This window comes from Arthrobacter sp. B0490 (assembly GCF_002929355.1).
GTDB lineage: Bacteria > Actinomycetota > Actinomycetes > Actinomycetales > Micrococcaceae > Arthrobacter_D.
Genome location: NZ_PJIR01000001.1, coordinates 166,381 through 189,939, shown reverse-complemented (window position 1 = coordinate 189,939; position 23,559 = coordinate 166,381). Strand labels below are relative to the sequence as shown.

Annotated in this window: 20 protein-coding genes and 1 tRNA gene; 11 read left to right on the top strand and 10 right to left on the bottom strand. The window is 71.8% G+C overall.

Annotation, left to right across the window (positions count from 1 at the left end):
• The first annotated feature begins 61 nt into the window (after window positions 1-61).
• On the top strand, window positions 62-1,402 hold the full coding sequence (locus CXQ97_RS00905; protein WP_104178967.1) for an MFS transporter: 1,341 nt from the start codon (window positions 62-64) through the stop codon (window positions 1,400-1,402).
• 109 nt (window positions 1,403-1,511) lie between these two features.
• Window positions 1,512-1,667 (top strand): hypothetical protein, encoded by a 156-nt coding sequence (locus CXQ97_RS19715; protein WP_181034932.1) that lies wholly within the window; start codon window positions 1,512-1,514, stop codon window positions 1,665-1,667.
• Window positions 1,668-1,977: 310 nt separating this feature from the next.
• On the opposite strand, the gene CXQ97_RS00900 is transcribed toward CXQ97_RS19715, so the two are convergent.
• Window positions 1,978-2,775, bottom strand: coding sequence for an alpha/beta fold hydrolase (locus CXQ97_RS00900; RefSeq protein ID WP_104178966.1), 798 nt, complete (start codon window positions 2,773-2,775; stop codon window positions 1,978-1,980).
• Between the two features lie 258 nt (window positions 2,776-3,033).
• Here CXQ97_RS00900 and CXQ97_RS00895 point away from each other — a divergent pair, with 258 nt between their 5' ends.
• The 6 genes from CXQ97_RS00895 (at window position 3,034) to CXQ97_RS00870 (ending at window position 9,811) form a co-directional block, all read left to right on the top strand.
• Window positions 3,034-3,738, top strand: coding sequence for an NUDIX domain-containing protein (locus CXQ97_RS00895; protein WP_104178965.1), 705 nt, complete (start codon window positions 3,034-3,036; stop codon window positions 3,736-3,738).
• 109 nt (window positions 3,739-3,847) lie between these two features.
• Window positions 3,848-5,131 carry a quinolinate synthase NadA gene (gene nadA / locus CXQ97_RS00890; RefSeq protein ID WP_104178964.1) on the top strand — a complete coding sequence of 428 codons (1,284 nt, stop codon included), beginning with the start codon at window positions 3,848-3,850 and terminating at the stop codon, window positions 5,129-5,131.
• Window positions 5,128-6,840 (top strand): L-aspartate oxidase, encoded by a 1,713-nt coding sequence (gene nadB / locus CXQ97_RS00885; protein WP_104178963.1) that lies wholly within the window; start codon window positions 5,128-5,130, stop codon window positions 6,838-6,840. Before nadA ends, nadB begins: the two co-directional genes overlap by 4 nt.
• Window positions 6,837-7,772 carry a carboxylating nicotinate-nucleotide diphosphorylase gene (nadC, locus tag CXQ97_RS00880; protein ID WP_104178962.1) on the top strand — a complete coding sequence of 312 codons (936 nt, stop codon included), beginning with the start codon at window positions 6,837-6,839 and terminating at the stop codon, window positions 7,770-7,772. The genes nadB and nadC overlap by 4 nt, the downstream gene beginning before the upstream one ends.
• On the top strand, window positions 7,759-8,931 hold the full coding sequence (locus CXQ97_RS00875) for a cysteine desulfurase family protein (RefSeq protein WP_104179339.1): 1,173 nt from the start codon (window positions 7,759-7,761) through the stop codon (window positions 8,929-8,931). The genes nadC and CXQ97_RS00875 overlap by 14 nt, the downstream gene beginning before the upstream one ends.
• Window positions 8,932-9,007: 76 nt before the next feature.
• Window positions 9,008-9,811, top strand: a complete 804-nt coding sequence (locus CXQ97_RS00870) for a hypothetical protein (RefSeq protein WP_104178961.1) — start codon at window positions 9,008-9,010, stop codon at window positions 9,809-9,811.
• 10 nt (window positions 9,812-9,821) lie between these two features.
• On the opposite strand, the gene CXQ97_RS00865 is transcribed toward CXQ97_RS00870, so the two are convergent.
• Window positions 9,822-10,739 (bottom strand): oxidoreductase, encoded by a 918-nt coding sequence (locus CXQ97_RS00865; RefSeq protein ID WP_104178960.1) that lies wholly within the window; start codon window positions 10,737-10,739, stop codon window positions 9,822-9,824.
• Between the two features lie 123 nt (window positions 10,740-10,862).
• Here CXQ97_RS00865 and CXQ97_RS00860 point away from each other — a divergent pair, with 123 nt between their 5' ends.
• A complete protein-coding gene (locus CXQ97_RS00860) occupies window positions 10,863-11,666 on the top strand; it encodes a transglutaminase family protein (protein WP_104178959.1) in 804 nt (267 codons plus the stop codon).
• Window positions 11,667-11,681: 15 nt separating this feature from the next.
• Here CXQ97_RS00860 and CXQ97_RS00855 read toward each other — a convergent pair whose 3' ends face one another.
• The 7 genes from CXQ97_RS00855 to bcp form a co-directional block, all read right to left on the bottom strand.
• Window positions 11,682-12,191: a MarR family winged helix-turn-helix transcriptional regulator gene (locus CXQ97_RS00855; protein WP_306739440.1), complete on the bottom strand. Its 510-nt coding sequence runs from the start codon at window positions 12,189-12,191 to the stop codon at window positions 11,682-11,684.
• 90 nt (window positions 12,192-12,281) lie between these two features.
• Complete coding sequence (locus tag CXQ97_RS00850) at window positions 12,282-15,422, bottom strand: efflux RND transporter permease subunit (RefSeq protein WP_104178958.1); 3,141 nt, start codon at window positions 15,420-15,422, stop codon at window positions 12,282-12,284.
• A gap of 51 nt (window positions 15,423-15,473) precedes the next feature.
• The gene (locus tag CXQ97_RS00845; RefSeq protein ID WP_258062111.1) at window positions 15,474-16,967 is read right to left on the bottom strand and encodes a malate:quinone oxidoreductase; all 1,494 of its coding nucleotides are present in this window, start codon (window positions 16,965-16,967) and stop codon (window positions 15,474-15,476) included.
• 124 nt (window positions 16,968-17,091) lie between these two features.
• Complete coding sequence (locus CXQ97_RS00840; protein WP_258062110.1) at window positions 17,092-18,822, bottom strand: ABC transporter substrate-binding protein; 1,731 nt, start codon at window positions 18,820-18,822, stop codon at window positions 17,092-17,094.
• Between the two features lie 195 nt (window positions 18,823-19,017).
• The gene (locus CXQ97_RS00835) at window positions 19,018-19,731 is read right to left on the bottom strand and encodes a fasciclin domain-containing protein (protein WP_104178957.1); all 714 of its coding nucleotides are present in this window, start codon (window positions 19,729-19,731) and stop codon (window positions 19,018-19,020) included.
• Window positions 19,732-20,028: 297 nt separating this feature from the next.
• Window positions 20,029-20,110: transfer RNA gene (locus CXQ97_RS00830), tRNA-Leu, on the bottom strand.
• Window positions 20,111-20,204: 94 nt separating this feature from the next.
• Window positions 20,205-20,678 carry a thioredoxin-dependent thiol peroxidase gene (gene bcp / locus CXQ97_RS00825; RefSeq protein ID WP_104178956.1) on the bottom strand — a complete coding sequence of 158 codons (474 nt, stop codon included), beginning with the start codon at window positions 20,676-20,678 and terminating at the stop codon, window positions 20,205-20,207.
• Between the two features lie 186 nt (window positions 20,679-20,864).
• On the opposite strand from bcp, the gene CXQ97_RS00820 reads away from it, so the two are divergent.
• The gene (locus tag CXQ97_RS00820) at window positions 20,865-21,371 is read left to right on the top strand and encodes a MarR family winged helix-turn-helix transcriptional regulator (protein ID WP_104178955.1); all 507 of its coding nucleotides are present in this window, start codon (window positions 20,865-20,867) and stop codon (window positions 21,369-21,371) included.
• Between the two features lie 218 nt (window positions 21,372-21,589).
• Complete coding sequence (locus tag CXQ97_RS00815; RefSeq protein WP_104178954.1) at window positions 21,590-22,459, top strand: sigma-70 family RNA polymerase sigma factor; 870 nt, start codon at window positions 21,590-21,592, stop codon at window positions 22,457-22,459.
• Between the two features lie 56 nt (window positions 22,460-22,515).
• On the opposite strand, the gene CXQ97_RS00810 is transcribed toward CXQ97_RS00815, so the two are convergent.
• On the bottom strand, window positions 22,516-23,523 hold the full coding sequence (locus CXQ97_RS00810) for a glycosyltransferase family 9 protein (RefSeq protein ID WP_104178953.1): 1,008 nt from the start codon (window positions 23,521-23,523) through the stop codon (window positions 22,516-22,518).
• Window positions 23,524-23,559 lie beyond the last annotated feature (36 nt).

The following is a 23,559-nucleotide window of genomic DNA, read 5'->3' as shown; positions in this document are numbered from 1 at the left end:
GTTACCGGGTCGGGCGCATCGGGAGGGGGGACGATGCGCGTTCGATGCACCCGGAAAGCGTATGTACAAGAACCCGACGCCCGCCTCGGCGGAATCCCCGTCCCCTGAACCGTCCCCCACGCCACGCCTCGACCGCCCCGGGCGGTCACGCCTCGGCAGGTTCGGTGTGCTGCCGCGCCTCGCGGGCACGTCCTTCCTCGTGCTGGGCCTGTTCGCCAGGCTTCCCCTGGCGATGCTCACCGTCGGCGCCCTCACCCTCGTGACCACCGCCAGCGACTCGTACGCGGCCGGAGGGTTCGCCGCCGGCGCCGTGGGCATCGGTTCGGCGCTCGGCGCCCCCGTGCTCGGCGTACTCGCGGACAGGCGCGGCCAGCGCATCGTGCTGCTCGTCTCGGCGGTCCTCAACACCCTGGCCATCGCGGGACTGCTGGTCGTGACACTCACGAGTGCACGCTTCACCGGAGGCGCGCTGGCCCTCGTCCTCGCGGCCGCCTTCGCGATGGGGTTCACCTGTCCGCAGATCGGTCCCCTCGCGAGGGTCCGGTGGATGGCGATGACCCGCGGCGGGAACCGCTCGGACCTCGACACGGCCCTCTCCTACGAAGGAACGGCCGACGAGCTGACCTTCGTCCTCGGCCCCGCCCTGGTGGGACTGCTCGCCGCTGCGATCGCGCCCTGGCTGCCGCTCGCGCTGGCCGCCGCCCTCACCATCACCCTCGTCAGCGCGTTCGCGGTGCACCGGACCGTCGCCTTCAGCGACGCGGCCCCGGCACCCGCGGACGACGACGTCGCCCTCGGCGAGCACACGTCCCCCCGGCGCCGGACCCCGCTCGTCCTGCTCCCCGTGGCGGGCATGATCGCCATGGGCACCTTCTTCGGGTCCACGCAGACCTTCCTCACAGCCTTCACCGGGCACTTCGGCTCCGCCGAGTCCTCGGGACTGCTCTATGCCGTGATGGGCCTCAGCTCGGCGGTCGCAGCCCTGTCGGTGGCCTACTGGTCCCCCCGCTTCAGCCACACCGGCCGCTGGATCGCCTCCGCCGCAGGGATGGCGGTGGCGGCGGCCGCGCTGGCACTTCCTGCCTCGATCGCCGCGATGGTCCTCGTGCTGCTGGTCCTCGGCATCTTCGTAGGACCCACCATGGTGACCATCTTCTCCATCGGCTCGGACGTCGCTCCCGCGCACCGGCTCGGCACCGTCATGACGTTGCTCGCGAGCGGGATCGTGGCCGGGACGGCCATCGGTTCGGCGCTCGCCGGGACGCTCGCGGAATCGACAGGGGCGGCCGCCGCCGCGGTGGTCCCGGCGTCGGCGGCCGGCGTGCTGCTTCTCCTCGGCGTCGTCTCCGCCGTCGCATTACGGCCCGCGAGGATCACGCAGGCGGCACAGGGCACCGCCTGAGGGATCCTGCGCAGAGGTGCATAGCACGTGGGCTGCGCCGGGTCGGCGTGCTGTTCCTTCCCCTGTGCCGAGCATAGGATCGGAGGACATCCGAGCTGTAGGAGGACCCATGAGTACCGAAGGCACTGAACGAGACGGCACCGACGAGGCGCAGGGCGCCGGCCCCGAAGGGACCATCCCGGCGAGCGCGGACGGCGTGGCCGCGGGATCCACCGACGAGCCGAGCAACTTCGAGCCGGAGGAGGACGACGGCGACGGAGCCTGACCCGGAACCCGCCCGGCGGGACCGGGTACGACCCGGCCCGGATCACCGGCCGCCCCGGTGATCCGGGCCGGGTGCGACACGCGGCGATGCCAGACCCCTCCGTCGGTCTCCGCAGGAACCAGGAGTCGGGTCCGCGGAGCGGGACGGCCATGATCGCGCGTGTCCGTCCGCGACGGTGCGGGACCGGCGATCCCGCCCGGTCGGAACGCTGCTCACGAGGGGGCGGGATGGTCCCCGGTGTCGGACTCCAGTACGACCCGCTCCGTGTCACCGAGGCTCGATCAGGGTGCCTGCAGGCACCCCGGGGTGCTCAGGAGAGGAAGTCGAGCGCGGCGTCCTTGAAGAGCCTGGCGGTGATGGCGTTGGAGTGGTTCCGGCCGGGCAGTGTCGTGACGGCGGCGTCCGCTGCCCACCGGCGAAGGTCTTCGATACCGCCGGCGTAGTCGTCCTGGTCCCCGGCGACGAGGAGCAGCGGCATCCTGGGCACGGCGGCCTGCGGGTCGAAGGGCTCGGTCTTGATGGCCGTGACCATCGCCAGGAGCGCGGGGAGGTCGGCCTGCTCCCCGGCCTGGGCCATGCGCAGGAGGTCGGCCGTCGTCGGGTCCTGCGGAGGAGGCCCTCCGGCCAGGAATCGCTCGGCGCCGTCGAGGTCGAAGTCGGCGAGGGGATCCGCGGTGCCGGGACCGCCCAGCACCATCCTCCGGACGATCTCGGGCTGCGTGGCACCGAACTCCCAGGCCAGCCGTGATCCCAGGGAGTAGCCGATGATGTCGACGCCGGACGTCGGATCGCCGTCGCGAAGGGGCAGGACACGCTCGTCGAACAGGGCCTGCAGGATGTCCGCGCGCATGCGACTGGGCGTGTACGCGCCGCGGTCCTCCGGCGCAGCGCTGTCGCCGTGCGCGGGGAGGTCCACCGCGATGACACTGCGACCGGCCTCGTTGAGGTAGCGGACCCAGCCGGTGTCCAGCCAGTTCTGCCGTGACGACGAGCCGAAGCCGTGCAGCAGGAGGACGGGCGGCAGGGGAAGCGGCGAGGCGGCGGAACTGCGCGTGATGGACAGGTGGGGGTCGACGCCCTCGACGTTCCGTACAGCGTGATGGTCCATGCACCCCATCGTAAGGGCGGCGGAGACATGTGCGCCGTCGAACACATCCCCACCGCGCGGCCCGGGGGCCGACGCCTGCGACTCTAGACACTTCCCGGCGGTGGTACAACCCCCTGATCCCTGCGCCGGACCCCCGACACCGGTCCGTGGGCCCGGTGGTCCGGAGGAGGGCGGGGTAGCTACCCACCCGTCCGTCGGTGAGTTATAGTCATGTAGACCCTAAGTCGGTCCAGCCCCCAGCAGACGGAAGGACCGGGTATGCACAGCTCGGCCAACGTCACGGAGCGCCAGGCGCAGGCACCTGCCCTCGCCATCTCGATCGTCATCTTCGCGCTCCGCTCGGACCCCTCCTCGGGCCGCCAGGAGATCTGGCTTCCGCTCGTCCGGAGGGTCCGGCAACCCCACCTCGGCAAGTGGGCGCTACCCGGCGGACCGCTCGGCGGAAGCGAATCGTTGCAGGACGCAGCGGCTCGCAACCTGAGGGAGACGACGGACCTCGAGCCGACGTATCTGGAGCAGCTCTACGCGTTCGGCGGGCTGGACCGTGCGGCCACGCAGCGCGTCGTGTCCATCGTCTACTGGGCGCTCGTCCGCCCGGACCAGGCCGGCCTGGCCCGGGAGTCGGAGAACGTCAGGTGGTTCCGCGCATCCGAGGCGGCCGGCCTCGCCTTCGACCACGACGAGATCGTGGCCTACGCGCTGCAGCGGCTGCGCGGCAAGATCGAATACGGATCCGTCGCCTACCACTTCCTGGGTGATCGGTTCACGCTCTCCCAGCTGCGGGGAGTGTACGAGGCCGTCCTCGGCCGGCACCTGGACCCGGCCAACTTCCGGCGCCAGTTCCGGTCGGCGAAGGACATCGCCGCGACGGAGGAGGTGCTCCAGGGCGGACGCAACCGGCCACCCCGCCTCTACCGCTACACGGGATCGCCTGTCGCGGAGCCCCCCTCGGGACCTGCGTAGACGGCCGACCGTCCCGGTCGCCCGTCGTCCCTCCCGGTCTCCTCGTTCCCCGAACCGCCCCGATCACGCCGCCGACCGAAGCCTGCCGGCCCCACCCAGGGAGATGCACATGTCCGTCACCACCACCATCCAGCTCGTCCCACGAGGCGGGGCCGGTGCCGCAGCAGCACCCACGACCTGCTCGCCCGAGCTCGCCCGCGACCCGTGGGCGTTCGATGCCCTCCCCATGCCCAGCTACGGGCCCGGCGCCTCCCTGCACGATCCCGCCCCACCGGCCACCCCCCGGCAGGGGGAACTCCCGGAGGAGTACAGGAACGCCTCCGACGACGAGCTCGACCGCCGCATCCTCGCCGCGAAGGACACGCTCGGGGAGTCGGTGGTCATCCTCGGGCACTTCTACCAGCGCGACGAGGTGGTCCGGTACGCAGACTTCGTGGGGGATAGCTACCAGCTCGCCCGCGCCGCCACGGAGCGCTCCGCCGCCCGGTCCATCGTCTTCTGCGGCGTCCACTTCATGGCGGAGACGGCCGACATGCTGTCGACGCCGCAGCAGTCCGTGCTCCTGCCCAACCTGGCGGCCGGCTGTTCCATGGCCGACATGGCGGACATCGACTCCGTCTCCGAGTGCTGGGAGCAGCTGACCGCCCTCTTCGGATCCGGGCAGGACGCCGACGGACTCCAGCCCGTCATCCCCGTGACCTACATGAACTCATCGGCCGCGCTGAAGGGGTTCTGCGGCGAGAACGGCGGAATCGTCTGCACGTCCTCGAACGCCGCCGCAGTCCTCGCATGGGCCTTCGAGCGGGGCCGCCGCGTCCTGTTCTTCCCGGACCAGCATCTCGGCCGCAACACGGCCAAGGCGATGGGCGTGCCGCTCGAGCAGATGCCGATGTGGAATCCCCGCAAGCCCTGGGGAGGGACGGACGAGCAGACACTGCGCGACTCGCGCGTGATCCTCTGGCACGGCTTCTGTTCGGTGCATCGGCGTTTCACGGTGGACCAGATCGAGAAGGCACGCGCCGACCACCCGGACGTGCGCGTGATCGTGCACCCGGAGTGCCCGATGGCCGTGGTGGACGCCGCGGACGAGTCGGGTTCCACCGACTACATCCGGAAGGCGATCGCAGCGGCCGCACCCGGGAGCACGTTCGCGGTCGGCACGGAGATCAACATGGTGACCCGGCTCGCCGCACAGCACCCCGAGCACACCGTCTTCTGCCTCGACCCGGTCATCTGCCCGTGTTCCACGATGTACCGCATCCATCCCGGGTACCTGGCGTGGGTGCTCGAGGGGCTCGTCGAGGGGCGGGTACTCAACCGGATCAGTGTCCCCGACAGCGTCGCCGTTCCCGCCCGCGTGGCGTTGAACCGGATGCTCGCGGTCCAGCCATGACGCCGGGGCGCCCCGGTCCGGTGCGGCAGGGCACCGATCGTCCGGTCCGCCGGTCCGCCGTCGTCGGCGCCGGGGTCGCCGGGCTGCAGACCGCCCTGGTGCTCCGCCGCCTCGATCCGCACCACGAGGTCCTCCTGCTCTGCAAGGCCGCCCTCGCCGAGAGCAACACCCGGTACGCGCAGGGCGGCATCGCAGCCGTCGTGCCACGCCGCTCGGGCGACCGCCCGGCCGGCACCGCGGGGGATCCGGCAGGAGACCCGGCCGAGGATTCGGTGGAGGCGCACATCGCCGACACGCTGGCGGCGGGAGCCGGCCTGGCCGATCCTCACGCCGTCGCCGTCCTCTGCCGGGGTGCCGCGGACGGCGTCCGGGCATTGGAACGGGCGGGGGTCGTCTTCGACACCGGGGACACCGGGAACTCCGGGGACAGTTCGGCCCGCGCTTCGCTGGCCCGGGGCAGGGAGGCCGCCCACTCCGCCGCGAGGATCCTGCACATCGGCGGCGACGCCACCGGCGCCGGTCTCGTGGCTGCACTCGTCGCAGCCGTCCGCGCCGACGAGGGGATCCGCGTCCTCGAGGACACCCTCGTGACGCGGGTGCTGCTCGACGGCCCACCGGGCAGCACACGGGGCGGCGCGCCGCGTGCCACCGGCGTCGAGGCGCTCAGCGGAGGGAGGAAGCGGCAGATCGAGGCCGACGCCGTCGTGCTGGCGACCGGAGGCGCGGGACAGCTCTTCGAACACACCACGAATCCGGTCATCAGCACGGGCGACGGCGTGGCGCTCGCGTGGCGGGCGGGCGCCGTGGTCGCCGACCTCGAGTTCTTCCAGTTCCATCCCACCTCCCTCGACGTCCCGGGGAACCCGCTCATCTCGGAGGCGGTCCGCGGCGAGGGCGCCCGCCTCGTCGACGACACCGGACGCGCGTTCATGACGGACCACCACCCCGACGGGGACCTCGCACCGCGCGACGTCGTTGCCCGCGCCATCGCCTCCCGGCTCGCCCCCCGGCTCACCTCCCAGCTCACCGACCGGACGACGGGACGGGGCCCGCGTGTCCGGCTCGACGCGACGGCGCTCGGAGCCGCCTTCCTGGCCAGGCGCTTCCCCTCCCTCACGGCGCTCACCGCCCGGCACGGACTCGACTGGTCCGCCGATCCCGTGCCCGTCGTGCCCGCTGCCCATTACTGGATGGGCGGCGTCAGGACCGACACCGAGGGGAGGACCTCGGTGCCGGGGCTCTTCGCCGTCGGGGAGGTGGCGTGCACGGGCGTGCACGGCGCCAACCGGCTCGCCTCGAACAGCCTGCTCGAAGGAGTGGTGTTCGGCACCCGCTGCGCCCAGGCGATCACCGCCGGCGGGGGAGCGGTACCCCGCTTCGACGCCGAGGCCCTCGAGCTGGACGCCGACGGGACCCCGACGCAGTCGTTCAGGCGACGGGACCTGCAGGTGCTGATGTCCGACCATGCAGGGATCCTCCGCACGCAGGATGGGCTCGACCTCGCACGCAAGCACCTCGCGTCCTACCACCCCGGCACCGATCCCGAGGAGGCGAACCTCCTGCTGTGCGCGCGGCTGCTCGTCCACGCGGCAGCGGACCGGGAACGGTCCAGCGGCGCGCACTTCCGCGAGGACCGGGCCCAAGCAGCACCCGGCCACCCCGTCCCGAGCCGGTCCTATGTCCGAGCCACACGAGGAGCAACGCCATGACGCCGGCCGCCGGCAAGCCGCTCAGCACCGCCGTACCACCACCCCCGCCACCACAGCACCTGATCGACGCGATCGTCGCCGCTGCGCTCGCCGAGGACGCGCCCTGGGGCGACATCACGTGCCAGGCGCTCATCCACCCCGACCTGGAGGCCACGGCGACCATCACGGCGCGCGAGCCGGGGATCCTCTGCGGCACGGGCGCGATCGAGGCCGCGATGCGCCTCACGGATCCACGCATCCGCGTGGACTTCCCGCGGGCCGACGGTTCGCGGTTCGACGCCGGGGACGTCCTCGCCGGGATCAGCGGACCGGCGGCGGGGATCCTCACGGCGGAACGGACAGCACTCAACATCGCCCAGCGGCTGAGCGGGATCGCCACGCTGACGCGGGCGTTCGCGGACGCGGCGGCGGGCACGGGTGCGCGCATCGTCGACACACGCAAGACAACGCCCGGGCTCCGCACACTCGAGCGGTGGGCGGTCCGGTGCGGCGGAGGGTCCAACCACCGGTCCAGCCTGTCGGATGCGGTCATGGTCAAGGACAACCATCTCGCCCTGCTCGCCGTCGACGGCCCCGGGGCCCTCACCGAGGCCCTGCTGGCGGTGCGGTCCCGGGTGCCGCACACCGTGCACGTCGAGGTCGAGGTGGACCGCCTGGACCAGCTCGAACCGGTCCTCGCCGCAGGGGTCGACACCATCATGCTCGACAACTTCGGACTGGACGACCTCGCCACCGGTGTACGCCTGATCGGGGGACGCGCCCTCGTCGAGGCGAGCGGCAACGTCCGGCTCGACACCGTGGCGGCCATCGCGGCAACCGGTGTGGACATCATCTCCGCGGGGGCCCTCACCCACAGCGTCCGCTCCCTCGACCTCGGCCTGGACTTCACCCAGCAGGCCGGTCCGGCCGGTGGCCCCCATGATCTACCTTGACGCCGCGGCGACCGCCCCCGCGAGGCGTGAGGTGCTCGAGGAGATGTGGCCCCTCCTGACCGCGACCTTCGGCAACCCCTCGAGCCACCACACGTACGGCGAGGCCGCCGCCGCGGAGCTCTCGCGGGCCCGCTCCCGGATCGCGGCGCTGCTCGGGTGCCGGCCCTCGGAGATCGTCTTCACCTCGGGCGGGACCGAGGCCAACAACCTCGCGCTCAAGGGGATCGCCCTGGCCGCCCCGCGGGGGCGCCACATCGTCGCGAGCGCGATCGAGCACCCGGCGGTGCTCGACGTCCTCGCCTACCTCCGCCGGTTCCACGGTTTCCGCATCACGCTCCTGCCCGTCTCCGGCACCGGCCTCGTCGCCGAGTCCACGCTGGCCGCCGCGCTCGACGACTCCACGACGCTGTGCACCGTGATGTACGCGAACAACGAGGTGGGTACCGTCCAGGACGTCGAGGCGCTGGCCGGCGTGTGCCGTCGCGCTGGGGTCCCGTTCCACTCCGACGCGGTGCAGGCCGCAGGGTGGCTCCCCCTCGAGGTGGGCCGCCTCGGGGTCACGGCCCTCAGCCTCTCGGGGCACAAGCTCGGCACACCGAAGGGCACCGGGCTGCTGTACCTGCGTGGCGGGACGCCGTGCGAACCCGTGCTGCACGGCGGAGGCCAGGAGCGCGGGCGCAGGTCCGGTACGGAGAACGTCGCCGGCGCCGTGGGCCTCGCGCGGGCGCTCGAGCTGGCGCAGGGCTCCCTGCCCGCGGCGGGCGTCGCGGCAGTGACGGCGCGGGACGCCTTGGTCTCCTCCGTCCTGGCCGGTGTGACCGGGGCGGTCCTGACGGGGGACCCGGACCACCGGCTCGCCAACCTCGCCTCGTTCTGCTTCCCGGGCGTCAACGGCGAGGCGGTGCTCCTGGAGCTCGAGCGCCGCGGAGTGGTCTGCTCGAGCGGGTCGGCCTGCGCGGCCGGTTCCACCGAACCCTCGGCCGTGCTCCTGGCGCTCGGCCTCGACGAGGAGACCGCGTCCACCGCCGTGCGGCTCTCGTGGACCCAGGCCACCACCCCCGACGACCTGGAGGCCGCCGCCGGTGCCGTCGTCGCGTCCGTGCGGGCCGTCCGCTCGCTCGGCGCGGCCCGGTCCGGCGGCAGCCTCACCGGAGCCTAGACTGGCGGCACCAGGCGACACCGAGCACCACCAGGCGACGCCGAGCGACACCGGCCCGGACCGAGGGGGAGACGTCATGCAGCAGGCCAGAAGCACCGGGCAGGATGCCCGACGGGCACGACCGGCACGACCGGTTCGCGGGGGACGGCGGGCCCTCGTCGCCGCGGTACTCGCCTGCCTGCTGCTGACCTCCTGCTCGGGGCCGCAGGACGACGGGTCGGCCCCGCCGTCGCCCTCCGCGTCCGCGTCCGGCACGTCCGGAGCCGCGGCCGCACCCTTGCGGGAGGCCCGCGACGGATGGAAGGTGTTCACCGATCCCGGGCGGCTGGTGAGCTTCGAGCTACCCGAGGCGTGGGTCGTGCAGCCGCTCGAGCCGGCGGTGGGCACGTATGCGCCGGGATCGCTGCACTACGCGGTCCGCACGCCGGAGGGGACCACGGCCGCCGAGCTGCACACGGGTATCCTCACGCCCGAGGTGTCCTGCCCCGAGCAGCAGCGCACCCCCTACTACGTCATCGGCAGCGAGCCGCTTCCCCTGACAGGAGAGGCCCCGGCCACCACCGACATCGAACCCCGCTTCGTCGTCCGGCTCATCACCGGCTTCCGCTTCTTCGGCTCCTACGGCATCACCGATACGGTCGGCGGAGCCGACAGGCTGGCGTGCTCACTGCCCAACACCGTCCAGGGGAGCGACGCCCTCGGCCGGTTCAGCTTCGGCGACCTCGAGGTGCTGGTACCCAAGGCGCCGGCGGAGACCGGACCCCAGACCGTCTCCTTCGGCACCATCGGGGAGGCGGAGGCCTACTACGCCACCCCGGAGTTCGCGACGGTCCGGGAGATGATCCTGTCCGTGCGGGTCGGGGCGGGCGCAGCGAGCTGACGGGAACCCGTCAGGCGGCGGGCTGGAGGGTCGCGAAGTCGACGCCGGTCAGTTCGACGCTGCGGTTCCAGAGCCTCACCGCGGTGTCGCGGTCGAGGACCCGGGGGACGGGGGCGACGAGGCGGGGCGCGCCGCGGGTCTCGCCCGGGCCGGACGGGCCGTAGTAGTCGCCGCCGTGGACGTCCGGGGCCGTCGCCGCGTACAGGGTGGGCAGGGCGCCCGCCGCGTCGGACTGGCCCATCAGTCGGAGGAAGCCGCCGAAGGCGTCGAGCACGGGCGCCTGCATGCCCGCGGTGAGGTTGGTGTTGGCCAGTCCCGGGTGCGCCGCCACCGACGTGAGGTCCCACCCTGCGGCGCGTGCCCGCCGGTCGAGCTCCACCATGAAGTACAGGTTGGCGATCTTGCTCTGACCGTAGGCGCCCCAGCGCCGGTACCGGCGCTGGGACTGCAGGTCCCCGAAGTCGATGCGTCCCCGCTTGTGCGCGAGGCTCGACAGCGTGACGACGCGGGCCGCCCCCGCCTCGCGCAGGTTCGGGAGCAGCAGGCCGGTCAGCGCGAAATGCCCGAGGTGGTTCGTGCCGAACTGCAGCTCGAACCCGTCGGCCGTGGCGGCCTTCGGCGTGGCCATAACGCCGGCATTGTTCACGAGGACGTGCACCGGCCCCTCGAGGCCGGCGGCGAAGTCGCGGACGGAGGACAGGCTCGCGAGGTCCAGGACCCTCATCTCCACGCCCTCGCGTCCGGTGAGGGAACGGACACGCCCCTCGGCCTCGCGTCCGCGCTGCTCGTTGCGGCAGGCGAGCACCACGTGCGCGCCCTTCCTCGCCAGGCCGACCGCGGTCTGCAGTCCCAGCCCGCTGTTGGCGCCGGTGATGACCACGCGCCTGCCCGTCAGGTCGCCGATGGAATCCGCTGTGAAGTCGCTCATGGTGTGCCTTTCCTGCATGGGGTGTCGTGCCCGATCGGGGGTGCCCGCCTGATGCCGAGGGTGCCGCTCCAGCCCCAGCATAGAGTTGGGAGCGAACCGACCGCCTACCGGGAGCAACGAACCATGCAGCGCACTGTCTCCGCCGACCTCGACGCCACGACCATCGCCGGCACCGAGGTCGTCCTGTCGATGGCCGTGGCCGCTCCCGAGGCCTACGAGGCGGTCGATGAGCAGCTGACGGTGCTCGTCGACGGAGAACCGGCCGAGTTCCGCACGCGGCAGGACAGGGACGGCAGCCGCCTGCACCTGCTCACGACGCCGCGGGCCTCCTCGCTCGACGTGCGGTACCGCGCGACCGTCACGGGGCAGGCGGCTCCGGCGCCCCGTGACGAGGTCGACCTCGTGCGCTACGTCCGCCCGAGCCGCTACGCCGAGTCCGACCGGATCCTGCCGACCGCCTACAGCGTGTTCCCCGACCTGCGGGGAGCGGACCTCGCCCAGGGTCTGCGCACCTGGGTCGCGGGAGAACTGTCCTACGTCCCGGGATCCTCCCGTTTCACCGACGGCGCGGTGGACACCCTCCTCGCCCGCAGGGGCGTCTGCCGCGACTACGCCCACCTCGTGATCGCCCTCCTGCGAGCGCGGGACATCCCCGCCCGCCTCGCGTCGGTGTACGCCCCGGGACTGAGCCCGATGGACTTCCATGCCGTCGTGGAGGCGTGGGTCGAGGGCGCCTGGCACGTGCTGGACGCGACGGGCCTCGCCCCGCGGGCGTCGATGCTGCGCATCGCGACAGGCAGGGACGCCACCGACACCGCGTTCGTCTCGACGGTGGGTGGTTCGCTGCAGCTCACGCGTCTGATGGTGACCGCCACCGTGGACGACCTGCCCGTCGAGCGCCCGGAGGACCGGCTGTCCCTGCGCTGACCCGGCACCCCGCCGCTACTGTCCCAGCCGCGCGTTGATCTTGTCGGTGAGGACCCTGAGCTGTTCCATCTCGGCCGCGTCCAGGACGGGCGCCAGCACGTCCTGGATGCGGTGCACGTGGGCCGACCCGATCCGCCGCTGCAGCGCCCTGCCCTCGTCCGTCAGCGCCAGCTCGACCCCGCGCTGGTCGGCCTCGGCCGGACGCTTCCGCACCAGGTTCCTGGCCTCGAGGCGGTCCACCATGCGGCTGAGGCTGGGCTGGCTGATCAGGAGGTGGTGGTTGAGCTCGTTCAGGCGCGTCCAGCCGCCGGGGCAGCGGCTCAGGTTGAACAGGACGTCGTACTCGCCGATGGGCAGTTCCCGGAAGACGGGATCCTGGCGGATGCGGCGCATCAGGCCCACCTGTGCGCGGAACAGCGACTCCCAGGTCTCCGACGTCTGCCGCACCGAGGAGCCGGGCATCCCCTCGCCGTCGTCGCGGGCCGCCCCGGGCTGCCCCGTGCCGGTGTTCGACTGGTCGCCCATCACTGCTTCCCGGCCTCCTGCCGGTTCCACCGGCCCTTAGATACGTTTGCATCCAGCATACGCGGCACGGGCGGCACGGGTCCGACGGTGTCAGTCGGTCGCGTCGACCGTGCGTCGCCGGGCCCGCTCCTCGCGGCGCCCTTCCACGAGACGGTAGAGGACCGGCACGAGGACGAGCGTCAGGGCCGTCGAGGAGACGAGACCGCCGATCACGACGACGGCCAGCGGCTGCGAGATGAAACCGCCCTCGCCCGTGAGGCCGAGTGCCATCGGCGTGAGCGCGAAGATCGTGGCGAGGGCCGTCATGAGGATCGGCCGGAGGCGCTGGCGGGCGCCCTCGCGGATGGCCTCCGCGACGGGCAGGCCGGCCGTGCCGTTGCGCGGCAGGCGGTACTGGTTGATGAGGTCGATCAGCACGATCGCATTGGTCACCACGATGCCCACGAGCATCAGCATGCCGATGAGGGAGGGCAGTCCGAGCGGGATCCGCGTGATCAGCAGCAGTGCGATGGCGCCCGTGGCGGCGAAGGGGATCGACACGAGCAGGATCAGCGGCTGCACGAGACTCTTGAACGTCGCGACCATGATGACGTAGACGATGGCGACGGCCGCCCAGAGCGCCAGGAACAACTGGTCGAAGGACTCGGCCTGCTGGCTCGAGGCTCCTCCGACCGCTGCCGTCGCGCCCGCGGGCAGGTCGATGCCGGCGAGCCGCTCGTTCACCGCCGTCGTCAGACTGCCGAGGTCGTCGCCCGAGGGAGTGATGGAGATCCGCGCCGTCCGCTCGCCGTTGGTGCTGGTGACCGAGAGCGGCACCTGCACCTCCTCGACGGAGGCGACGTCCGTCAGGGGGATGGGACCCCGCGCCGTGGGGATCCTGAGGGTGCGGAGCTGATCGAGGCTCGTGACGGGTGTGCCCTCGCCGATGAGGACCGGGAAGTCGTCGGCGTCGAAGCGCACGGACCCCGCCGGGACGGGGCTGATGCTCCCGCCGAGCAGGCCCGCGATCTGGCCTTCGCTGAGGCCCGCCTCCACGGCGGCCGCCCGGTCCACGTCGATCTGGACCTGCGGCTGCGCCGCCGACAGGTTGCTCGTGACCTCGCCTGCGCCCTCGAGGCCCTGCATGCCGTCGAGGACGGCGGTGTTCGCGACCTCGAGGTCCTCCGCCACGGGGGCGGTGATGTCGACGTCGATGGTGCTGGAGGTGCCGAAGCCGCCCTGCTGGCTGGACAGCGAGAAGGTGCCGGCGTCCTGCAGGCCGTCGAGGTCACGGCGGACCGACTCCTGGAGGGCCTCCTGGTCGGCCTCCTCGTCGGTGGTGACGGTGAAGGTCGCCACGGAGGCTCCGCCCGAGAACCGGGCGGCGAACCCGCCCTCCGCGTTGCCGACGGTGAGCTGGACGTCCCTGACCTCCGGGTTGTCGGCCAGGATGTCCTCGGTGCGGCCCGCTGCCTCGGCGGTCGTCGCGAGGCTGGAACCGGGCGTGAGGGTCTGCGTGAGGGAGAAGCTGTTCTGGCCCGACCCGCCGAGGAGGTTCGTCGGGAGGAACGGGACCATCGCCGCCGTCGCCCCCAGCACGATCAGCCCGCTGACGAGCGTGAGCACGGGATGCCGCTGGGTCCCGGTCAGGATCGGCAGGTAGCCGCGCTGCAGGAGTGACGGCCGGTCGGGGGCCGGCGCTTCGCCGGCGCCGTCCTCCGGCGTCGCCGTCGCATGGCGTGCCGCGCGACGGGCGGCCGGGGTGCGGGGGAGGAACCAGTAGGCCAGCACCGGGATGATGGTCAGTGACACCGCGAGGGACGCCAGCAGGGCGATGCCCGTCGTGACGGCGAACGGGCGGAAGAGCTCGCCGGCGAGCCCGCCGACGAACCCGATCGGCGCGAAGACCGCGACCGTGGTCAGGGTCGACGCGGTGATGGCGCCCGCGACCTCGCGGACCGCCGTCAGGATGGCCTTGCGCTTCTCCTCCCCGTACCCGAGGTGCCGTTTGATGTTCTCGATCACGACGATCGAGTCGTCCACCACGCGCCCGATGGCGATCGTCAGCGCGCCGAGGGTCAGGAGGTTCAGCGAATAGCCCGCCGCGTAGAGCCCGATGAACGTGATGAGCAGGGACAGCGGGATGGAGATGGCGGTCACGAGGGTCGAACGGACCGAGAGCAGGAAGACGAGGATGATGAGGACCGCGAAGCCGAGGCCCAGGATGCCCTCGGTGGTGAGGTCGTCGATGCTGCTCTCGATGAAGGGCGCCTGGTCGAACACCACCGTGATGTCGGCGGCGTTCCCGAGTTCGGCCTCGAGGTCGGGTACGAGCTCGACGATCTGCTGGGAGATCTCGACGGTGTCGCCGTCCGGCACCTTGGTCACCGCGAGGGCGAGGGTCTCCACGCCGTTGGTGCGTGTGACGGAGGTGGGTGCGTCGTCGGCCAGCCCGACGTCGGCGACCCCGCCGATCGTGACGGGGGCGGCAGACGCCGAGGAGGACGACGACGACGGGAGCACCGGTAGTGCCGCGATGTCGTCGATCGACCCGATCTGGCTGCCCGCCTGGATGGTCAGGGACCGCGGGTCCTCCTCGAGGGTCCCGACGGGGAACAGCGCGCCGTTGTCCTCGAGCGTGCTGGTGAGGTCCGCGACGGTCAGCCCGGCGTCTTCCAGCGCGCCGTCCCGCGGGAGGATCGCGACGTGCTGGGTGGTCCCGCCGGAGACGTCCGCGGTCCGCACGCCGTCGATCTTCTGCAGGCGGGGGACGGTCAGCCGGGTCAGGTCGCCGTTGAGCTCGCTGAGGGACTGATCCGAGGAGACGGCCATGAACACGATCGGCAGGTCGCTGATACTGCCCGCGAGTGCCTGCGGGTCGACGTCGTCCGGGAGGGTCGGGCGCACCGTCGAGATCGCCCGGTCCACCTGCGCCCGGGCCCGGTCGAGGTCGGTGCCGTAGACGAAGACGAGACTGACGGTGGAGACGCCCGAGCGTGAGGTCGAGGACGACGACTCGAGCCCCTCGACGCCGCTCAGGGCCGCCTCGAGGGGCTCGCTCACCTGCTGGTCCAGGTATTCCGAGGACGCTCCCGGCATGCTCGACAGCACCGTGATCTGCGGGAACTCGAGGGACGGGATGAGTTCCTGCTTGAGGGACCCGAGGGTGATGACGCCGAAGACCGAAGCGAGGATGGTGATGAGCGCGATGAGCGCACGGTTGCCGAGGGAGAGATGGGCCAGACGGAACAAGGAACCTGCCTTCGATGCTGGCGGGCGCCCGGTTGTCCGGCACCGCCGTCGTTACTTGAGCGCGAGCACCCGGTCGGTGAGGGACTGCACCTCGGTGGCGAGGGACGGGTTCTCGTTGAGCCGGATCCCGTACCCGGGCAGCATCTCCTTCAGCTTCGGCTCCCAGTCGGCCATCCTGTTCGGGAAGCACCGCTTGAGCAGTTCGACCATGATCGGGGCGGCGGTGGAGGCGCCGGGGGAGGCTCCGAGCAGGGCTCCGACGGAGCCGTCCGCCGAGGTGATGACCTCGGTGCCGAACTGCAGCACGCCGCCCTTCTTGGGTGCCTTCTTGATGACCTGCACACGCTGTCCGGCCGAGATCAGTTCCCAGCTGCCGCCGTCGGCCGTCGGGAGGAACTCGGTGAGCGACTCGTTCTTGGCGTCCCGGTTCTTCAGCACCTCGGTGATGAGGTACTTGGTCAGCGACATGTTGTCCTTGCCGACGGCGAGCATCGGCACGAGGTTCGAGGGCCTGATGGACGAGGGCAGGTCCAGGTAGGAGCCGCGCTTCAGGAACTTCGTGGAGAAACCTGCGTAGGGGCCGAAGAGCAGGGAACGCTCGCCCTTGACGAAGCGCGTGTCGAGGTGCGGCACGGACATGGGCGGGGCGCCCACCGAGGCCTGGCCGTAGACCTTGGCGTTGTGCCGGCCGACGACGTCCGGGTCGGTGCACCGGAGGAACTGCCCGGACACGGGGAAACCGGCGAACCCCTTGCCTTCGGGGATGCCGCTGCGCTGCAGCAGGTGGAGCGCACCGCCGCCGGCGCCGATGAACACGAACCGCGTGGTGACGGTGCTGGTCTCGCCGGTGGCCCTGTTCTTCACCTTGACGTCCCAGCGGCCGTCGGTGGCCCGGGCGACGTCGAGCACGTCGAACCCGTAGTGGAGGTCCACCCCCGTGCCCTCGAGGTAGCCGGTGAGCTGGCGGGTGAGGGCACCGAAGTCGACGTCGGTGCCACCCTCGACCCGGGATGCCGCGACGGGCTGCGAGGGGTTGCGGCCCTTCATGACGAGCGGGGTCCAGCCGGCGATCGTGCCGTGGTCCTCGCTGTGTTCCATGGTCTCGAACAGCGGCTGCGCGCTGAGGGCCTCGTAGCGCCTGCGCAGGTACTGCGCATTCGCCTGTCCCCACACGAAACTCATGTGCGGGACGGGGTTGATGAAGCTACGGGGATCGCCGATGTGCTTCTCGGACACCATGTGCGTCCAGAACTGGCGTGACACCTGGAACTGCTCGTTGATTGCGACGGCCTTGGCCGGGTCCACCAAGCCGTCCTTGCCGGCGGGCGAATAGTTCAGCTCGCAGAGGGCCGAATGGCCGGTACCGGCGTTGTTCCAGGGATCGGAGCTCTCGAGGCCCGCGACGTCGAGCCTCTCGAAGAGGGAGATCTCCCACTCGGGCTGGAGCTGCCGGAGGAACGCGCCGAGCGTGGCGCTCATGATCCCACCGCCGATCAGCACGACATCGGTGGTCCTGGCGGGGGTGCCCAGATTGTTAGTGGTCAACGTTGTCTCCAGTCGCGAGGTCGTAGCAGGGAAAGCCTAGCCGCTGGCAGTGACACTCCCTAAATCAGCGGAGCGCGCGGACCGGCACGCCCCGTCCCCCGGTCCGGGCCCCGGGTCCGGTGCCTCACTCCGGCGTCGCCGACGGTTCGGGGAGGGGCTCGACGTCCGCCAGGTCGATCCGGTTGAACACCTCACGCATCACCGGGCTGACGGGGTAGGACGTCACGCGGGCGCTCATCGCCAGGGCGGAGATGGGGAAGGCCAGGGGTACGGCCGGGATCCGGTCCGCGATCTGCGAGCTGATGCTCGCGTAGGCCTCCGTCCTGTCCTCGCCGTCCGGCAGCCCGCGGGCCCGGTTGATCTTGCTGAAGAGCTGCGGGTCGTCGTAGCCGAACTCGTCGGTGCGGCTCCCGAAGAGCGCGCCGACGAAGTTGTCCGGATCCTCGTAGCTCCCGCTCCAGCCGAGGAGGTGGAACGCCCGCTCGCCGGGCTCCTGCACCGCCGCCACGTAGCCGTCGCTCCAGTCGACGGGTACGGGCTCGATGTTGAACCCGGCCTCGGTCAGCTGCCGGCTGAGCTCGGCATAGGCCTTCTCGGGCGAGGGGAGGTAGGCGCGGGAGACGTTGCGCGGGTAGTAGAAGGGGAGCTCGCGCCCGTCGTACCCGGAGTCCTCCAGCAGCTCCCGGGCGAGGTCGAGGTCGTACCCGTAGTCGTTCACCGTGTCGTTGCCCACCCCGAGCTTCTCCGGGATGAACTGGCGTGCCGGCTTGGTGCCGTTGAGGAAGCGGCCCTCGATCAGGGCGTCCTTGTCCACGGCGTGCGCGACGGCCCGGCGGAAGAGGGTGTCGTCGACCCCGGGGAAGGACTGGTTCATGCCGAGGTACAGGACGGAGTACGGGTCGCGCTGCAGGAACTGCAGCCCGTTGCGGGCGAGGTCGACGGCGCTGTCGACGCTCACGAAGTCGTAGCCGTCGATGCGCCCGGAGGTGAGGGCCCGAGCACGGGAGTCGGGGTTCGGGATGGTGGTGAAGACCACCTCCTCGACCTCGCCGCGCTCGCCCCAGTACCCGGTGAACGCGCTGAGGTCCACGGCACCCGGCGTCCAGGAGACGAGGCGGAAGGGTCCCGTGCCCACCGGCGCCAGGCCGTAGCGGGAGATGGGCGCACCGTCGCGGGACTGCCCGAGGTCGTCCGCCGCTCCGGACCTGAGCGCCGCCGGCGAGGAGATGGCGAAGGCCGGGGCGGCGAGTGCCGGGATGAGTCCCGTGATCCTGCCGCGGAGCTGCAGGTCCACGGTGTACTCGCTCGACGCGGTGCAGCCCTCGTACAGGGTGGTGTCGGGTCGGTCGGAGAACGCCTTGAACACGTTCTCGAAGGGCAGCCGGGAGGAGCCGGCGCGGGTGTCCGCGGGCAGGTTGTACCAGCGGTCGAAGTTGGCGCACACCGCTTCCGCATCGAGGGGCCGGCCGTCGTGGAAGACGACGTCGTCCCGGAGCGTGAACTCGTAGGCGCGGCCGTCGTCCTGTTCCTCCCACGACTCGGCCAGCAGCGGCGTCGGCTCGGAGGTCAGGGGGTCGACGCCGACCAGCCCCTCCATCATCTGCTGGGTCACGCGGTAGGACTCGGTGTCGTTGGCCAGTGCCGGGTCGAGGGTCCGCGGGTCCGCCGCGGTGCCGAACGTGAAGGTCGACGCGTCGGCGGTGGTCGTCGCCACGGTAGCGGAGGGCTGCGGCGGGGTGACCTCGCCCGCCGTGCAGGAGACCAGGGACACCGCCGCGACGAGGATCGCCGCCAGCGGGAGCGCGCCGCGCTCGACGCGTCCGGAGAGGAGGCGGCGCGCGGCAGGGGTCTTCACAGTCAGGATCTCCGAAGGGCAGTGGATCCCGGTCCGACGCGGTCCGGGTTCGTGAGCCCTCAGTCTAGGTGATGGTCCTGTCCGCGCCGCCCAGCAACGCGGCAGGGGCGGACGAACGAAAGGACCCCCTCGAGGAGGGGGTCCTTCCAGTGCCCCGGACCACGTCAGAGGTGTGGACCGGGGACGCAGCGGTCCCTAGCCTGCGGGAGGCGTGAGGACTCCGTCGACCAGGTACACGACGGCGTTGGCGGTCTGGACGCCGCCGCAGACGACATTGGCGTCGTTGACCTTGAGCTCCTGGCCCGAACCGGTGACCTCGAGCGTCGCGCCCTGGACCGTGGTCTGGGTGGTGCCCTCGAGCTCGGCGGGCTGGATCTTGCCCGGCACGACGTGGTAGGTGAGGATGCTGGTGAGGCCCTCGGTGTCGGTCTTCAGGCCCTCGACGGTCTCGGCGGGCAGTGCCTTGAAGGCGTCGTCGACCGGTGCGAAGACGGTGAACTCGCCGCCGTTGAGGGTGTCGACGAGATCGACGTCCGGGTTGATCCCGCCGGAGACGGCGGCCGTCAGCTGGGTGAGGATGGGGTTGTTCGAGGCGGCGGTGGCCACGGGATCGAGGGCCATGCCGGCCACCGAACCGGCGCCGTCGGGAACGGTCTCGGCGTATCCGGCGCAGCCGGGGCCCACGAGGTTCGCTGCGGGGTCCATGGCGGCGGCGTCGGCGGAGGCCGAGGGGCTCATGCTCGCCTCGGGCGAGGCCGACTCGCTGGCCGGGCCGGCCGTGCTGCTCTCGCTGGCCATACTGCCAGAGGTGGTTTCGGACGCGTCGGTACCGCCACAGGCGGCAAGGCCGAGCATCGAGACGGCTGCGATGCCGAGGATGGAGAAGTTCCTGCGCTTGGTGGTTTCCATGGGATGTCCTCCGTACAGGGCGCCCTGGAGGAGCGCCGGTGGTCTGAGATTGTCGGTGAAACACATCGTGTCGATGTCTCGGAGGTACTTCGGACGCCCGCCGGGAGTGGATGGGTGCGAACTTGGAAGGACGTCTCCCACGCCGTCGCCGGGCCCGTTCCGGGAACCTCCGGGCGCCCTGTCCCAGCTGCGGCGACGGGCGGCTGCGCTGACGCGCCCCGGCACGAAGAAGCCCCGCCGGGTCGGGCGCCCGGCGGGGCTTCACCGGCCCGGAGGCCGGTGCTGCTGTCTCGATCGTGCGCAAGAGGGGACTTGAACCCCTACGTCCGAAGACACTGGAACCTAAATCCAGCGCGTCTGCCAATTCCGCCACTCGCGCTCGCAGGTCCTCCTCGGGGAGGACCATGCTGACCGACCTACTCTATCGCCACCGCGGGGATCGGCCCGGGGCCCCGACGGGCGGTCGCGGGGCCCTACCCGTCGATCCCGAGGTCGCGCCGCAGCTTCGCGACGTGGCCCGTCGCCCGCACGTTGTACTGCGCGACGGCGACCCTGCCGTCGCCGTCGACGACCACCGTGGAACGGATGAGCCCCTCGTAGGTCCTGCCGTAGTTCTTCTTCTCGCCCCAGGCGCCGTAGGCCTCGGCGACGGCGTGATCCTCGTCGGACAGCAGGGGGAAGGTCAGGGACTCCTGCTCGGTGAACGAGGCGAGCTTCCCGACGGGGTCCGGGGAGATGCCCAGCACCCGGTACCCGGCGCCCCCGAGCGAGGCCAGGTTGTCCCGGAAATCGCAGGCCTCGGTGGTGCATCCGGGCGTGGCGGCCGCCGGGTAGAAGTACACGACGACGCCCCCGCCCCTGAACGACGAGAGGACGACCTCGTTGCCCTCGGCATCCGGAAGTGTGAAGTCGGGGGCACTGTCACCGGGGGCGAGTCGTTGCGTCATGGATACTCCTGGGGGTTCGGCGGGGTGGTGGGATCCGGGGACGGCACGGGAGCGGCGGACCCGCCTCCTGGCGGGATCTCCGGACGGACCGGGAGGAATCGACCAGCAGGCCTAGCTATCATAGGGGGAGGATCCGGCGCTGGAGGTGACCGCCGGGTCTGCGAGCGAGAGGAAGTGCACGGTTATATGCCCGATCTGGAGCAATGGCCCACGGGTCGACTGCTGACCACGGCGGCGCGTCTCGTCGAGCACGCCTGGAACGAACGGCTCGTCGACATCGGGGTCACCCACGCGGGCGTGATCGCCCTGGGCGTCCTCGCCGACCAGGGGGCCATGACGCAGGCCAGCCTGGCCCAGATCGTCCGCGTCCAGGCGCAGACGATGGGGAAGACCCTCTCGCGGCTCGAGACCAGGGGACACGTGACGCGAGTGCGGAACGACCTCGACCGGCGTTCGCACACCGTGTCCATCTCGCCGGCCGGACGCCGGGTCCTCGACACGGCCGAGGACATAGAGCGGACCCTCGTGGCCGGCGGCGGGCTCGTGTCCGAGGAGCTGCGCGGCCATCTGCAGAGGGTCATCAAGGAACTGGGCGCACCGCGCTGGAACTGGACCGCCGGTGCCGCCCCGCAGGAGGGCGTGGCGCTCGAAGGTCCGGGCGCTTCGGGGCCCGCCGCAACCCTCCTGAACTGAGGCCGCCCCCCGGGGCAGCGTCCGTCCAGCCCTCTGCCGTCCGGCAGGGGGCTTTTTCGTCGTCGCCCCTGGTGGCCGCCCCGGACTCCCTACCCGTGCGACCCACAAAAGGGAAGGCCCCCTGGGGAAACGGCCGCTGTGCGAGACGGGGGTTGCGTACTAAGCACGCTGATGTTTTGTTGGGAAGCGTGAGTGCCCTACGCCCGACGGAGAACAGCATGCCCCGTATCGCCGATCCCGCAACGCCCTCGGGCACTCCTGCCGCGTGCGCTGCCGCAGCCGCCGTCGTCGAGCCCGTCGTCGAGGCCGCGGCCGACCGGTTCGCGGCCGACGGGTCCGGGGCGGACCGGGCCTATTCGGAGCGTCCCCTGAAGGCGGCGCTGCAGGACGACATCGCCCTGCGACACATGGACATCGCCGAGTCGGTGGCCCGCTCCTTCGCGTCGTCGGGGCCCGAGGCCCCGGACATCCGGCAGGTCGCGTATCTCGGTCTCATCAAGGCGGTGCAGCGCTTCAACCCGGGGCGCGGCGTCCCGTTCGCCTCCTTCGCGGTGCCGACCATCACCGGTGAGATCAAGCGCTACCTCAGGGATTCGTGCTGGGTCGTACGCCCGCCCCGCGACGTCCAGGATCTCAGGACCGAGATAGCCCGTGCGGCTCCCGCCATGGCGCAGCGGCTCGGCCGCGAGGCGACGGCGCGCGAGCTGGGACTGGAACTCGGCTGGCCGGAGGGCAAGATCCTCGAAGCGCAGGCGTCGTCGTCGAGCCTGCGGCCCGATTCGCTCGACGCACCCTTCGAGGGGCGCAGCTGGGCCGACACGCTCGCGGCCGACTCCACCGGGATGGAGCGCAGCGACGACATGATCTCGCTGCGCGGTGCCGTCAACGAGCTCGACGCCGGCGAGAAGGAGCTGCTCTACCGCCGGTACTTCATGGAGCAGACCCAGCAGTGCATCGGCGACGAGCTCGGGATGTCGCAGATGCAGGTCTCGAGGACGCTCGCGCGCATCCTCGTGAAGCTGCAGAAGCGACTCCTCGGCGCACCGGCCGAGCCCGGCAGGCGCACCGCGCGGCCCAGCATCGCCTGAGGCCGTCGGAGCCGCCCGCACCAGGGGCCGCCCGCGGAGCCGCTCCCGGAGCCGCGCTACGAGATGCCGTGGTCGGCGGCGGCCGCCAGCACCTGCTCGACGGTCACGGCCATGAGGGCCGGATCGGGGGTGGGCGAGAACGTCTCGCCGACGCGGAGCGATGCGTCGGTGAGCACTGTGTGCGGACCGGGCGGCGGACCCCATTCGGACGGCGGCGCCGGGCCGAAGAGCACCACGGACGGCCGCGCGTAGGCCGATGCCAGGTGCGCGGCCCCCGTGTCGGCCGAGACGACGAGCGAGGCGCCGGCGATCAGGGCGGCGAAGCGGTCCAGGGGCAGGTGACCCGCCGCCACGGTCTCCTCGGGCAGCCCGGCGGCGTCGGCGACGGCGAGCGCCCGCGGCCGCTCCTTGGCGCTGCCCGTGAACAGGACCCGGTGACCGGCCGCGGCGAGGGTGCGCGCCACCTCAGCGAACCGTTCCACCGGCCAGAGGCGGCTGCCGTACGCGGCTCCCACGTGGACGACGACGGCGTCCGGTGCCGGGCTCCCTCCGTCCGGCACCCGCAGGCGGCAGTCGAGCGGATCGGCGGGGATGCCGTGCCAGGAGACGAGCGACGCCCAGCGCTCGCGTTCGAGGATGCCGTCGCGCCACTCGGGGCCGTCCCAGCCGGGGGAGCGGTGCCCCATGCGCCGCTTCGCGCCGATCTCCTGCAGGCGCGCCCTGCTCTCGCCACCGCTGCCGTGCAGGTTCACGGCGAGGTCGATCCGTCCGTGCTCGATGGGCAGCGGATCGTCCAGCCCGTGCGTCGGCAGCAGATCGTCGATGGCATCGGTGAGTCCGACGACCGGCCGCAGCCATTCCTGCGCCGCGTAGAGGATGCGATGTTCCGGGAAGGCCCGGCGCAGTCCCTTGAGGGCAGGCACGGCGACGAGCAGGTCGCCGAGCTTCAGGGCGCGGAGGGCCAGGATCTCCGGACGTCCGTCCGGTGCGGGGGTGGAGGCGGGGATCGGCGCGGAGCCGGGGGCGGACCGGGTGCCCGCGGTGGTGGTGCCCTGGGAAGTCATGCGGATCATCCTGCCAGAGGTTGCGGGGCCACCCCG

Bases quoted from the DNA above. Each gene is read 5' to 3' on its own strand.
- bcp (WP_104178956.1), bottom strand. From the start codon at position 20,678: ATGACGCAACGACTCGCCCCCGGTGACAGTGCCCCCGACTTCACACTT.
- CXQ97_RS00815 (WP_104178954.1), top strand. From the start codon at position 21,590: ATGCCCCGTATCGCCGATCCCGCAACGCCCTCGGGCACTCCTGCCGCG.
- CXQ97_RS00855 (WP_306739440.1), bottom strand. From the start codon at position 12,191: ATGGGCGACCAGTCGAACACCGGCACGGGGCAGCCCGGGGCGGCCCGC.
- CXQ97_RS00905 (WP_104178967.1), top strand. From the start codon at position 62: ATGTACAAGAACCCGACGCCCGCCTCGGCGGAATCCCCGTCCCCTGAA.
- CXQ97_RS00810 (WP_104178953.1), bottom strand. From the start codon at position 23,523: ATGACTTCCCAGGGCACCACCACCGCGGGCACCCGGTCCGCCCCCGGC.
- CXQ97_RS19715 (WP_181034932.1), top strand. From the start codon at position 1,512: ATGAGTACCGAAGGCACTGAACGAGACGGCACCGACGAGGCGCAGGGC.
- CXQ97_RS00875 (WP_104179339.1), top strand. From the start codon at position 7,759: ATGATCTACCTTGACGCCGCGGCGACCGCCCCCGCGAGGCGTGAGGTG.
- CXQ97_RS00820 (WP_104178955.1), top strand. From the start codon at position 20,865: ATGCCCGATCTGGAGCAATGGCCCACGGGTCGACTGCTGACCACGGCG.
- CXQ97_RS00870 (WP_104178961.1), top strand. From the start codon at position 9,008: ATGCAGCAGGCCAGAAGCACCGGGCAGGATGCCCGACGGGCACGACCG.
- CXQ97_RS00865 (WP_104178960.1), bottom strand. From the start codon at position 10,739: ATGAGCGACTTCACAGCGGATTCCATCGGCGACCTGACGGGCAGGCGC.
- CXQ97_RS00835 (WP_104178957.1), bottom strand. From the start codon at position 19,731: ATGGAAACCACCAAGCGCAGGAACTTCTCCATCCTCGGCATCGCAGCC.
- nadC (WP_104178962.1), top strand. From the start codon at position 6,837: ATGACGCCGGCCGCCGGCAAGCCGCTCAGCACCGCCGTACCACCACCC.
- CXQ97_RS00860 (WP_104178959.1), top strand. From the start codon at position 10,863: ATGCAGCGCACTGTCTCCGCCGACCTCGACGCCACGACCATCGCCGGC.
- nadA (WP_104178964.1), top strand. From the start codon at position 3,848: ATGTCCGTCACCACCACCATCCAGCTCGTCCCACGAGGCGGGGCCGGT.
- CXQ97_RS00895 (WP_104178965.1), top strand. From the start codon at position 3,034: ATGCACAGCTCGGCCAACGTCACGGAGCGCCAGGCGCAGGCACCTGCC.
- nadB (WP_104178963.1), top strand. From the start codon at position 5,128: ATGACGCCGGGGCGCCCCGGTCCGGTGCGGCAGGGCACCGATCGTCCG.
- CXQ97_RS00900 (WP_104178966.1), bottom strand. From the start codon at position 2,775: ATGGACCATCACGCTGTACGGAACGTCGAGGGCGTCGACCCCCACCTG.